Annotated in this window: 9 protein-coding genes and 2 pseudogenes; 6 read left to right on the top strand and 5 right to left on the bottom strand. The window is 46.0% G+C overall.

Going from position 1 to position 12,282, the window contains the following annotated elements; all coding sequences use genetic code 11:
* Positions 1–435 (top strand): ATP-binding protein (locus HNP82_RS16205; protein WP_183776405.1); only part of this gene is annotated, 435 nt, incomplete at its 5' end.
* Between the two features lie 64 nt (positions 436–499).
* Here HNP82_RS16205 and HNP82_RS16200 read toward each other — a convergent pair.
* Positions 500–1,486, bottom strand: coding sequence for a nucleoside-diphosphate sugar epimerase/dehydratase (locus HNP82_RS16200; RefSeq protein WP_183776403.1), 987 nt, complete (start codon positions 1,484–1,486; stop codon positions 500–502).
* A gap of 176 nt (positions 1,487–1,662) precedes the next feature.
* Positions 1,663–2,298, bottom strand: a complete 636-nt coding sequence (locus HNP82_RS16195) for a 4'-phosphopantetheinyl transferase family protein (RefSeq protein WP_183776401.1) — start codon at positions 2,296–2,298, stop codon at positions 1,663–1,665.
* A gap of 189 nt (positions 2,299–2,487) precedes the next feature.
* Between HNP82_RS16195 and HNP82_RS16190 the strand changes: the two genes are divergently transcribed.
* Both HNP82_RS16190 and HNP82_RS16185 read left to right on the top strand, forming a co-directional pair.
* Positions 2,488–2,847, top strand: coding sequence for a helix-turn-helix domain-containing protein (locus HNP82_RS16190; protein WP_330599677.1), 360 nt, complete (start codon positions 2,488–2,490; stop codon positions 2,845–2,847).
* A gap of 131 nt (positions 2,848–2,978) precedes the next feature.
* A pseudogene (locus HNP82_RS16185) lies at positions 2,979–3,422 on the top strand (DUF4143 domain-containing protein); the annotation flags it as partial.
* A 105-nt stretch (positions 3,423–3,527) separates the two neighbouring features.
* On the opposite strand, the gene HNP82_RS16180 reads toward HNP82_RS16185, so the two are convergent.
* Positions 3,528–4,412, bottom strand: a complete 885-nt coding sequence (locus HNP82_RS16180; protein WP_183776399.1) for a LysR family transcriptional regulator — start codon at positions 4,410–4,412, stop codon at positions 3,528–3,530.
* 191 nt (positions 4,413–4,603) lie between these two features.
* Here HNP82_RS16180 and HNP82_RS16175 point away from each other — a divergent pair, with 191 nt between their 5' ends.
* Together HNP82_RS16175 and HNP82_RS18535 are read left to right on the top strand one after the other, a co-directional pair.
* A complete protein-coding gene (locus tag HNP82_RS16175; RefSeq protein WP_183776397.1) occupies positions 4,604–6,640 on the top strand; it encodes an FAD-dependent oxidoreductase in 2,037 nt (678 codons plus the stop codon).
* A gap of 288 nt (positions 6,641–6,928) precedes the next feature.
* Positions 6,929–7,102, top strand: a pseudogene (locus HNP82_RS18535) (ATPase); the annotation flags it as partial.
* Positions 7,103–7,237: 135 nt separating this feature from the next.
* On the opposite strand, the gene malQ reads toward HNP82_RS18535, so the two are convergent.
* Together malQ and HNP82_RS16160 are read right to left on the bottom strand one after the other, a co-directional pair.
* A complete protein-coding gene (gene malQ, locus HNP82_RS16165) occupies positions 7,238–8,728 on the bottom strand; it encodes a 4-alpha-glucanotransferase (RefSeq protein ID WP_183776395.1) in 1,491 nt (496 codons plus the stop codon).
* Positions 8,729–8,807: 79 nt separating this feature from the next.
* On the bottom strand, positions 8,808–11,063 hold the full coding sequence (locus HNP82_RS16160; RefSeq protein ID WP_183776393.1) for a glycogen/starch/alpha-glucan phosphorylase: 2,256 nt from the start codon (positions 11,061–11,063) through the stop codon (positions 8,808–8,810).
* 324 nt (positions 11,064–11,387) lie between these two features.
* Between HNP82_RS16160 and HNP82_RS16155 the strand changes: the two genes are divergently transcribed.
* Entirely contained in the window at positions 11,388–12,272 is an 885-nt protein-coding gene (locus tag HNP82_RS16155; protein WP_183776391.1) for a helix-turn-helix transcriptional regulator, read from the top strand.
* The last annotated feature ends 10 nt before the right edge of the window (positions 12,273–12,282 follow it).

Here is a 12,282-nt window from a genome sequence, read left to right as displayed (position 1 = left end):
CGGCAAAATGTAGGGATCTATGGAGTTACCGGCGCGGGCAAGTCCTATTTCCTGTCTGCCTGTTGTGTAGAGGCATGTAGGCGCAATTACCGCTGCAAGTTTGTAGACTATAGCGATCTGCTGGATGAACTGATCGTCCTCAACCGGCAGGAAGATCTGAGCAAGTACCGCAAGAGGATCCGGTACTATGCACGTATCCAGCTGCTGTTCATTGATGATTTCGCTATCAGCCGATACTCCGAGGAAGGGATCAAGATCCTGTACCATCTCATTAAACTGCGGGATGACCTTGGGACCTCCACCCTTTTCACCTGCCAGTATTCTCCGGATGAATGGGGAAAACAGCTGAGTGATGAGAAGGAATGCTATGGCAAACTTGACGGAATCCGGCGCAGGCTGACGACAGGGTTTACTGTATTGATTGAGAAGGCATAGCCTTCTGTGACAACAACGATCAATACTGATCAGCAGGGCGGAGCCCCTCTTGCCCTGCCGATCTCTAAAGCCGACCGCTTAATATGGCCCTAACTGGCCGGGAAATGCGGCCCTGCTGGCCGCAGAAAGTGGCTGTTTGCAGACCTGGTGATTTAATATAAATAATGGGGCCAAGGATAAGCGTCAGGATAAGGGTGGCTACACAGCCAATGATACCTCCCAGGATATCCATTAGCCTCTTTCCAAGGGTCTGACGGAAGGAAATCGGGCTGATGGTTGTGGAAAGTACATTATATCCAAAAACATTTCCCATGGATCGGTTTGGAAGAGACTGATAAATGTCTTCCATGTAAATATGTACGGTAAGTCCCATCTGGAGAAGATCTCTGGCAAACTGCAGAGTGAGGGCAGAATCTTCGGGGATATTAAGAAAGACCTCATCGACAACATTGGATTGAATGTACTCCATCAGGGAAGACCGGCCTGCAGCCACGGATACATTCCCTATTTTTTCGCCGATCATGGAACGGTCAATAACTGCAAGTCCGAAAAACTGGTAGTTGCGTATGGCGGAGGATGTGATTGTTTCAATGAGTTTTCTCGCGGCGGTTTCTGTTGCGATAATGACGATCTGACGGCAGTATTTCACCTTATTATAGCGGTATTTCAGATAAAATTTATGGATAAAACGCAGGATATAAGTTAACGGAAAGACCGTCAGAAAATAGACGGCCAAAAACAGCCGGAATCCTTCTCTCTGATCCAGAAAAAAGTAAAAGGTAAAAATTAAAACAGCGGCAATGAAAAATTCCTGCTTTATAAGGGCAACAAATTCCTTCAGATAGCCTCTTTGCAAAATACCGTCGTAAACACGGAGAAGAAGGCATGCTGAGAGATGGATAAAGGAAAAGAATGGATAGATCATCCAATTCTCCAGCAGATTGTACAGAGAGGGTTCTGTGGCTAAAAAGCCTATGGTGGCAGATAAAAAGAGTGCCAGTATATCAATAACAATAAAATCAAGATGTCTGAGCCTTCCTTTTGTTGTCATAGTAAATTTCCCTCCCTGTCACATGTGATCTGTTTTTATTATAACAATTTTTATTAAATATTTGAATACCTGTTGACGAGATCGTTAAAAAAAGTAGTTTGCCGGTCACTGTTCACCAAATAAACAGTAACCGGCTTCCATTTTTGGTATTACCGTATATTGCCCGGTATGGGAGTTTACTCTGCGAGACTGCACAGAACCAGGAAAGGTGTTTGCCCGTCCTCCTTGTCAGTCATATCCCGGCAGATGGACAGGATATGCCCCTGTTCCAGCCGGAACTGGCAACATGAGACGGAGGCGTCCGAACAGGAGACCTCCATATTTTCCCCTTTGCTCTGAAAAGAAAAGGAAAAGGCGGTCAGATCCGTATCCACGCCCTGGCCGGTTTTCTTTACATAAGCCTCTTTCAGCGTCCACAGACGGTAGAACCATTCCTGTTCAAGTTCCGGGGTTGTTCCATTGGCGGTGAGGATGGCTTTTTCTGATTCCGACAGAGCGCGTTTAATGAGGATAGGAGGAAAGTAGCCGGGAAGTTCAGCGTCCACGCCAATAGGACCGCTGTAAAAGGCGCAGGCCACCAGTCCGGGGCAGTGAGTGATATTAAAGTGTATATCGGGATAGTCTGTCAGCCGGGGTTTTCCATGTTCCTCTCTGGTCAGATGCTGGCTTATGTCATCCACAGACATATGTATTCCGTAAAGTTCCTCAAGCCCATGGCTGAGAAGACGAAGGCCCAGTTTGCCTTCCTGAGCGGCTACCTCCAGTATTTTTGAAGAAACAGGGGTATAGTAAGTGTAATAAATAGTTGGCATGATCATTTCCTTTCTGTGTCATAACAGTTGCCGGTACTACTGTACTCATTTATAATTATATTATATCTGTGATAGCGGGGTCAAAAGGTATTTTGAAGGCCGAGAAAGCGTGCGGCAACCGAAAGTTGACGAATAGTTGGTGGACGTAACCGGCTGTTTTGGAGTATTTTTACACCAGGAGGTGATATTGTGCAATTTTTAGGTCTGTTTATGTTGATTATTAATCTGTTGCTGCTGGCGGTGATTTGCGGAGGGATCGTTTACCTGTTTATCCTTTTGGTTAAAGCTTTGAAAAAATATTTAAAGTCAACGCCCATAAAGGAAGAAAAAAAGAAGGTGTGTCAGACTCTTGGAGAAATCATTAAAGAAAACCGGATACGGTGTAAAATGACCCAGGAATTTGTCGCTGAATCTCTCGGAGTCAGCCGCCAGGCCGTGAGTAAATGGGAAAACGGAACGTCCGATCCGTCAACATCCAATTTAATTGCTCTGGCAAAGCTGTTTAAAATGGATTTGAGGGAAATGCTTGAGAAACTTAATGAGGAATAGTGATCTTCCGATAAATAAAAATGTGCATTTGAACATAAAATAGGAATGTCAGGCAGTAAAATATTTTTGACTTTGATCGTCCTGTATAGTATAATATCATTACTAAAAAATGTGCATTAGCACAAAAATAAGGAAGAAAATATATTGGAGCAAATCTAAAGTATTATTTCACGGATGTAGGTCTTAGAAATGCAAGACTGAATTTCAGGCAGCAGGAGCCCACCCATCTAATGGAAAATGTTGTTTATAATGAACTGCTTATACGTGGGTACAATATTGATGTAGGTATATTAGACGTATTTTCAAATAACAAAGAGGGAAAAAGAGTCCGCAAACAGCTTGAGGTTGATTTTGTAGTAAACCACGGAAGCCAAAGATACTATATTCAGGTTGCCTATGATATGGCTTCGGAAGAAAAACAATCCCAGGAGTTTTATTCTCTGCGCAGCATTCCGGATTCTTTTAAAAAAATTGTTATCGTCAACGGGACTTCAAAACCCTGGAGAAACGAAGAGGGATTTGTGATTATGGGTATGAAGTATTTCCTGGTGAATTGGAATAGTCTGGAATTTTGATTTACTCCTGAGGGCAGTGAGACAAGAGGGCGCGCTTGCGCGTCCATTTGGCGCTGATAGATTCATGCCCCGCTGCTTGCAGCGGGGCATTTGACTTATCCGGAACTATTCTAATTGTTTGGAAAACCTGTCAATAAAATCTCCGACGCTTTCATTTTTATTATCCGCTTTCCAGAAAGCGAAAATCTGAACCGGTGAGAGAAATTCAAGAGGAATCATATCCACGGAAGGTTCACGGCACAGAATATGGCTTTGGGCCACAAGGGCGGAACCGATGCCCGTCTGAACCATAGGCACGATGCCGTCGGGAGACTCTTCGAGAACTCCTTTCCACAGCCCGGCTATGCGGGCGGAAACCCAGGCCCGCTGACTCTGAGGAAAGGCGGAAACCTTTGGAACCATGACCGGACGCAAGGCGGAAAATTCCTCAAGGAATTTTAAATCAATGATTTTGGGGATTTCCGGAGCGTAATCATGATTGACGGCAAGGCATAGAGATTCTGTGGCCAGAGATTGCCTGCGGCAGCCTTCAAAAGCGTTGTCTGCCCAGAGAAAAGCGATGGCTGCATCAATATCGTGATTATCCAGAGCCTTCTCCAGATTGTTAAAATCATACTGCTGTATGGTCATATAATAGTTTTCATTGCGCATTTCCCTCATAACGGCAATAAGCTGAGGAGAAAGAATGTGTTCTTTCAAAAATCCAATCTTTAGACGTTTTCTTTTGCCTGTTCCAAGTAAATACACAGAAAAAAATAAAGCTTCAAGTTCTTCAAGCCGGCTGGGAAGCTCTTCATATAAATGCTGACCGGCCGGAGTCAGCGCCAGGGTATTGTGTTCCCGTATGAAAAGCCGGGCACAGATTTCCTCCTCAAGTCCGGCGATCTGACGGCTGACCGCTGGCTGGCTGATCATCAGTTCCGCAGCCGAGACGGTGAAGCTTTTTGTTCGGGCCACAGAGCAGAAGGTTTTTAACTGTGTTAAATTCATAAAATAATATCTCCTTTATATGCTGCGGTAATAAAATCAGTATACATGTCGGAAAATTCCTGGTCAATAACTTTATCGCATGGATTTTCGGAAAAAACCATGCATTTTTGTTATGAGCATATGCGATTTTTACGTTTGTATTCGGTCCTGCAGGGTGATAGGATAAAGAAAAAAAGGGAAGGAGTTTCTATATGCAGTCCTATGAACATTTGTTAAGTCCTATCACTATCCGGGGCAAAGTCTACCGAAACCGTATGTTGGCGGCGCCTACAGGATATTTCAGCTTTGAAAAACGTTTGGGGGAGCCTTATAATCGTATGCTCAGGGAACGGGCGGCCGGCGGGTTTGCCTCCGTATGTTCCGGAGAAATCACCATTAATGATACAGATGCGGCGAGAGGTTTTGAGGATGTGGATTTCCCCGATGAATCCGGCGAGTTTTTCCCGATGGCCCAAAAGGCGGCCAGGATCATTAAAGAAAACGGCGCTGTGGCTATGATGGAGCTGTCCCATCTCGGTTCCATTGGAGAGGCCCATCCTAAGAATCCGCACCCCTGGGGGCCGGTATCTTTTACAAAAGCGGATGGTACTCAGGTGATCGGCTATACCCGTGAGATGATGGAAAAAACCATCCGGGATTTCTGTACCTGCGCGGTTTACGCCAAAGACGCCGGATTTGACGGCATTCTCATTCACGGTGGCCACGGCTGGCTCTTTAGTCAGTTTTTTTCGCCTCTGGAAAATACCCGCACCGATGAATATGGCGGGAGCCTTGAAAACAGGTTCCGATTCCCTCTGGAAATTCTTCGCGCTCTTAGGGAAACTGTAGGCGAAGATTTTATCATCGAGCTTCGTATCTCCGGTTCTGACCGCTGGCCGGGCGGCACAACGGCTGAGGATATGGCGGAATTTTCCACCCATCTGTCCGGACTTGTGGATATTCTTCATGTGTCTTCCGGCCACTATTACCGCTCTTACCGCACGCTGGAGTTTTCAAGTCTTTACACGAAGCACAACTGCAATGTGGAACTGGCTGCGGTTATTCGGAAGAAATGTCCAAGAGATGTAAAAATGGGCGTTATCGGCGGCATTAATTCCCCGGAAGACGCGGAAAAGATTCTGGCCGATGATATTGTGGATTTTGTTATTGTGGGCCGGCAGGCATTTGCCGATCCGGAGTTTATGAATAAGGTGGCCGCGGGCAGAGCGGATGATATTAACCGCTGTGTCCGCTGTATGCGCTGCTACGCCGGTTCCCATGAACATGAAAAGGAGCTGGAGTATATTAAAAAGTACCATCTCACAGACGCCATGGAGCAGGAGCGGGATAAAATAAGACAATCCCGACATCCTTATTACGCCTTTTGTACAGTAAATCCGGTGACATGGGGAATGGGATTTAACAAACATCCGGAATTTCCACCCTTTGAAAGCCGTAAAAAAGTGCTGGTTGTCGGCGGAGGAATTGCCGGGCTGTCGGCGGCAAGATATGCCTGCGATAAAGGCCATGACGTGACGCTGGTGGAAAAAAGCGGACGCTTGGGAGGTATTTTATATTTTCTTGATCATGACAAAGAAAAATATGACTTGAAAAATTTCCGTGATCTAATGATCCGCCGGGTAAAAGAGCGGCCTGTCAAGGTTCTTCTAAATACAGATGTGGATGAGGATTACATCAGAAATTCCGACGCGGATGTGATTTTGCTGGCCATCGGCTCAAAACCGGCGAAACCGCCCATCCCCGGAATTGAGAAAACAATGCCCGCCCAGGATGCTTATGGAAAGGGAAAAGAACTTGGGAAAAAGGTAGTTGTCCTCGGCGGCGGTATGGTCGGCGCGGAGACAGCCATTGAACTGGCCGAAGAGGGCTGTGAAGTGACTATTGTGGAAATGGCGGAGCGGCTTATTCTTGAGGCCCGGAACATGGCCTTTACCTGCGTTATGGACAAGCTGGATGAGCTGGGGATTCAATCTTATATTCAGACGAAATGTCTGGCTGTGACCGACGACGGAGTTTTGGTTCAGGGCGAGGACGGAACGACATTTACTTTGCCGGCCGACGGCGTGGTCTGTGCCCTTGGTCTGCAGAGTCTTGATTCCCAGGCGCAGAAGCTGGCCGGGGCGGCCCGTGAAGGCGTTAAGGTGCGAAAGCTTGGGGATTGCCGTGTGGTGGACCGTATTGGAGACGCCAACATGGATGGATATATTGAAGGAAATATGATCGTATAAAACATGTAACAGTTCAGCCCGCGCCATTCGCAAAGTCGCGCTGACGCGCTGACCCGCGGCTGACGCCGCTCCTTTGCTCATGATCCGGCGCTCAGCTCATCAGGAATGGGGCGGGCTGATCCTTATGCAAGCATAAATCATCCCGCCCATCCCTGATGGCTGAACTGTTACTAAACATTTTAGTTTTTAAAGTGCCTGCTTGTATATACTATTTAGTGATAGTATAATAGATTCTAAATAGAGTTTCAAAAAATTAAAAAAAATTAATTTTTGAAAGCGGGATGGCATATGAAAACAATAACGAGAACAGAGTATTTGAACAGGATCATTGAACTCAATCAAACTCCAGATATTAAAATTATTACAGGGATTCGCCGGTCCGGAAAGTCAGAACTGATGAGGGCATATATTAAGTATCTGAAAAGTCACTTTGAAAATATCAACATTATTTTCAAGGATTATTGCCCGGACACGTCACCCGAAGTATAGCTACGAGGGGATTGAAATTTATGATATCGCTGACTGGTTATTACAGGAGTAAAACAACCCGGAAAGTTTAACAGGCCGCAGGCTTTTGCCTGCGGCCCCTTCATTTTTTTAAATCTCTTCCGGCATTCTTCCGTAAAGTTTTGTTACCCTTCCCATCTCACGGAAAACTTCCTCTGAAAGCTGATCTTTCTTCAATCTCCACACCCAGTTGCCGCCTAATGTGGAGGGCAGATTGATCCGGGCTTTGGTGCCAAGATTGAGATAGTCCTGCATAGGAATGACGCACAGGCGGGCTACGCTGCCCATGGCCATGGCGATGAAATCCTGGGCCAGTGAATCTTCGTCCAGTCTGGGCTTGCACATATATTCTTTGGCAAAGTCTCTGGCCTCTTTTCCAACCTCGTGATACCAGCCACGGGTGGTGTCATTGTCGTGGGTGCCCGTGTAAACCACACAATTTTCTGTGTAAGTGTGGGGCAGATAGTTGGATGACTCTCTGGCATCAAAGGCAAACTGAAGGACTTTCATGCCAGGGAATCCGCTGTCTTTTAGCAGTTCCAGCACTGTAGGGGTCAGGAAGCCGAGATCTTCCGCAATAATGTCCGGACGTCCCAGTTTTTCTTCGATGGCGTGAAAAAGATCCATACCCGGTCCGGGCATCCATTTTCCGTTTTCAGCGGTAGCGTCGCCGTAGGGGATGGCGTAATACTCGTCAAAACCGCGGAAATGGTCGATACGGACCACATCATAAAGTTTCAGGCTGTAGGCGATCCGCTGAATCCACCATGCATAGCCGGTTTCTTTATGATAGTCCCAGCGGTAAAGGGGATTTCCCCAAAGTTGTCCGGTGGCCGAAAATCCGTCCGGCGGGCAGCCGGCGACACCGGTGGGATTGTTGTTTTCGTCAAATTGGAACAGTTGGGGCGAAGCCCATGTATCGGCGCTGTCAAAGGCCACGTAAATGGGGATATCCCCGATAATCTTTATGCCCTGCTGGTTGGCGTATGTATGAAGCTTTGTCCACTGCTTGTCAAATTCGTACTGCTGGAACCGGTAAAAATCGACCGCCTCGGCCAGCTCTTCTCTGGCTTTTGCCAGCGCCTGGGGTTCTCTGTCCCTGAGAGGTTCTTCCCATTCTTTCCAGGCGACACCATTATTGTGATCTTTGATGGCCATATAGAGAGCGTAGTCTTCCAGCCAGAATTGGTTTTTATGGACAAAGGTCCGGTAATCATCGTTTTGATCAAAGCGGTCGTAAGCCAGTTTCAGCGCTTTGAAGCGGGAGAGATAGATTTTTTCGTAATCAATCTCATCATCTTTGCCCCCGAAATCAAAGGTGCCGCATTCCTGGCGGGTCAGAAGCCCTTCATCCACAAGGGTATTCAGGTCAATAAAGTATGGATTTCCCGCGAATGTGGAGAAAGACTGGTAGGGGGAATCTCCGTAGCCTGTAGGGCCAAGGGGGAGAATCTGCCAGTAGCTCTGCCCGGCGTTTTTAAGCATATCTACAAATGTATAAGCATCTTTTGAAAAACATCCAATCCCATATTCTGATGGCAGGGAAAATACAGGTAATAATATTCCGCTTGCTCGTTTCATTTTTTATCTTCTCCTTTAGAAAATTTTCGATGCCAGTTCAGCCTGCCCATCTCTGATGGCTGAACTGATGCATAAAACTTTATGCCAGATGCCAGATCTCTTTATTATATTCCTCAATGGTTCTGTCTGATGAGAAAAATCCTGCTTTGGCGATGTTTACCAATATCTTTTGGGCCCAGGCTTTTTGGTCGGCATAGGCTTTCAGGGCCTTTTCCTTTGTTTCTTTATAAGAATCAAAATCAAGGAGAGTCATAAACCAGTCTTTGCCGATCAGTTCTTTCTGAAGCCGCTCCAGATGTTCTTTCTGGCCCACTTTTAGCATTTCTTCGCTTGTAATAAAGTCAATGGCCGCTTTTATAGAAGGATTCGTTTCATAATAGTCTTTTGCCACATAATCGCCTTTGGCGTAATGCTCAATGACCTCGTCGCTGGTGGCGCCAAAGACAAAAATATTATCGTCGCCCACAGCCTGGTGGATTTCCACGTTGGCTCCATCTTCTGTGCCTAAAGTAACAGCGCCATTGAGCATAAACTTCATATTTCCTGTGCCGCTGGCCTCCTTGGATGCCAGGGAAATTTGTTCGGAAATATCACATGCAGGGATTAATTTTCCAGCTTTGGTTACATTGTAATTTTCCACCATGACAACTTTAAGGTATTGATTGACTTGTGGATCATTGTTAATGATCTCCTGAAGGCAGAGGATGAGGTGGATAATATCCTTAGCGATAACATAGGCGGGAGCCGCTTTCGCGCCGAAAATGGCGGTGACGGGAGCGGACGGGATCTTCCCTGCCTTGATTTCCAGATATTTGTCAATAATATAAAGGGCGTTGAGCTGCTGGCGTTTATACTCATGGAGCCGTTTTACCTGGATATCAAAAATGGTGTCCGGGCTGATCTGGATGCCTTGTGTCTCTTTCAGATAATCGCACAGGAGCTGTTTGTTTTCATGTTTGATCTCAAGAAGCTTATTTAACACAGCCTCATCATCTTTATATTTAAGGAGTTTTTCTAGTTCTGAGGCATCTTTTTTGAATCCTTCGCCAATCAGGCTTTCGATATAGTCTGCCAGGAGAGGATTGCAGTGGAGCAGCCAGCGGCGGAATGTAATACCGTTGGTTTTATTATTAAATTTTTCAGGATATATTTTATAAAAATTATTCAGTTCTGAGTTTTTCAGGATTTCTGTGTGGAGGGCGGCAACGCCGTTGACACTGAAACCGTAATGGATATCAATATGTGCCATATGTACAGTGTCGTTTCTGTCAATGACAGCTACACTTTCATCGTCAAATTTCCGTCTCACCTTATCATCCAGCACCTCAATGACAGGCATAAGCTGAGGAACGACTTTTTTAAGGTAGGTGACAGGCCATTTTTCCAGAGCCTCGGCCAGGATGGTATGGTTGGTATAGGCGCATGTCTTTGATACCACTTCAATAGCGTCATCCATATCCATGCCTCTCTGGACAAGGAGACGGATCAGTTCGGGAATGACCATAGTCGGATGGGTATCATTAATCTGGATGACTGCGTAATCCGGCAGATCGTAGAGATTGCAGCCCTTTGCTGTGCATTCATCAAGAATAAACTGGGCCCCGGCGCTGACCATAAAATACTGCTGGTAGATGCGCAGCAATCTTCCCTGATCGTCACTGTCATCCGGATAGAGGAACAAGGTAAGATTCTTCAGAATGTCTTCTTTATCAAAGTCAATTCCATCATGTACAATAGTCTCATCCACAGAATCAAGGTCAAAGAGGTGAAGCTTGTTGGTGATGTTATTGTATCCGGTAACTTCGATGTCGTACATTCTGGCGTTGACCCGAAGTCCTTTAAACTCTACAGGATAGGTCACGTCTGTTTTAATCAGCCAGGATTTTTCTTCGATCCACGGATTTGGCATTTCCTTTTGCAGTCCATTTTCAAATTCCTGCTTGAACAGTCCGAGATGGTAGTTCAGGCCGATGCCGTCGCCGGACAGCCCTAATGTGGCGATAGAATCAAGGAAGCAGGCGGCCAGGCGGCCAAGTCCTCCGTTTCCAAGGGACGGCTCCGGCTCAACCTCCTCAATGGCGGAGATGTCTTTGCCATTTGCTTTAAGGATTTCCTGGACTTCTTTGTAGATGCCAAGATTGATCAGATTATTGGAGAGCAGTTTGCCGATGAGAAACTCCGCTGAAATGTAATAGAGTTTCTTTTTGCTGCTGGTGTGTTCCTTCGCCGCCGCCATTTCCTGAGTCATTGTCAGAAGAGCGTCATAGATTTCTTTGTCTGAAGCATCATAGATGTCTTTTCCAAGGTTCTGTTTTAACAATGTCTGAATGTCCATGGTTTTCTCCTTTCAAAAACGTTGCTTTTTGTTTTCCCCAAGTTAAGTAACAGTTCAGCTCGCGCCATTCGCAAAGCCGCGCTGACGCGCTGACCCTTATGCAAGCATAAATCATCCCGCCCATTCCTGATGGCTGAACTGTTATCATTTTAATACGATTATTTCCATAATTCTTGCAAAATACTGGCATATTATTGTACAATAGTATCATTATCATAGTAACCCACAAGCCACGCACTGCGTGCCTGCCTTTGGGCGGAGCAAAGCGCGGTTCGGATATCGCCGACATTCCCCTGGGAGTATCGGTCTGGAGGAGAAAAGAGCATGAATATCAGCGAATATCAAAATTATCATGAGACAAAGAGCCATACCGATTCCCGGTTTCCTTATAACACTTATCTTTGCAGTATCCCTCTGGATTTTACCCATGTGCCTTTGCACTGGCATTCGGAGCTGGAATTGATCGTTATTAAAAGAGGGAGAGGAATCGTTTCTGTAGACCTGAACCGTCACTATGTCTGTGCCGGGGATGTGGTTTTGATCCGTCCGGGACAACTCCACTCCATTGAACAGGAGAAGCACTATTGTGTAGAGTACGAAAATATTATTCTGAAACCGGAGCTGCTCATATCCGGCCCGGATGATCTGTGTGCTATTCGGTTTATACAGCCATTGCTGGACGGGCGTATTCCCGCCCAGACTCATTTCACGTCGGCAACCCCTTACTTTTCAGAGATATCCCAGAATATCCGGCAGATCGACCTGCTCTGTGACGCCCGTCCAGAGGGATATCAGTTAGCGGTGAAAGGGTACTTGTTTCAGCTTTTTTTCGTTCTTATATCCAACCAGAAGAAGAAAGGGGAGGATTCCCCTTCCCAGAAGAAAACACTGGAGAAGATGAAAACCATACTGAAGTATGTGGAGGAGAATTACTCTCAGCATGTTACCATTGATGATATGGCTAAGCTGACCTATTACAGCAAGTCCCATTTTATGAAATTTTTTAAAGGACATATGGGAATCAGTTTTATTGAGTACCTGAATGATTACCGCCTGACTATGGCGGAGCGGATGCTCAGGTTCAGCGACGCTTCTATTCTTGGAATCGCCGAGTCATGCGGTTTTGAAAACCTTTCCTATTTTAACCGGATTTTTAAAAGAAAGTACGGCCAGTCCCCTGGGAAATGGCGGAGTCTTTATGGAGAGTGACATCAGGCAA

The sequence above is a fragment of the Catenibacillus scindens genome (genome assembly GCF_014202115.1).
GTDB lineage: Bacteria > Bacillota > Clostridia > Lachnospirales > Lachnospiraceae > Catenibacillus > Catenibacillus scindens.
Note: the sequence above shows the minus strand (reverse complement) of the source record. Positions and strands in the feature narration are given on the sequence as shown.

Bases quoted from the DNA above. Each gene is read 5' to 3' on its own strand.
- HNP82_RS16175 (WP_183776397.1), top strand. From the start codon at position 4,604: ATGCAGTCCTATGAACATTTGTTAAGTCCTATCACTATCCGGGGCAAA.
- HNP82_RS16195 (WP_183776401.1), bottom strand. From the start codon at position 2,298: ATGCCAACTATTTATTACACTTACTATACCCCTGTTTCTTCAAAAATA.
- HNP82_RS16200 (WP_183776403.1), bottom strand. From the start codon at position 1,486: ATGACAACAAAAGGAAGGCTCAGACATCTTGATTTTATTGTTATTGAT.
- HNP82_RS16155 (WP_183776391.1), top strand. From the start codon at position 11,388: ATGAATATCAGCGAATATCAAAATTATCATGAGACAAAGAGCCATACC.
- HNP82_RS16160 (WP_183776393.1), bottom strand. From the start codon at position 11,063: ATGGACATTCAGACATTGTTAAAACAGAACCTTGGAAAAGACATCTAT.
- HNP82_RS16180 (WP_183776399.1), bottom strand. From the start codon at position 4,412: ATGAATTTAACACAGTTAAAAACCTTCTGCTCTGTGGCCCGAACAAAA.
- malQ (WP_183776395.1), bottom strand. From the start codon at position 8,728: ATGAAACGAGCAAGCGGAATATTATTACCTGTATTTTCCCTGCCATCA.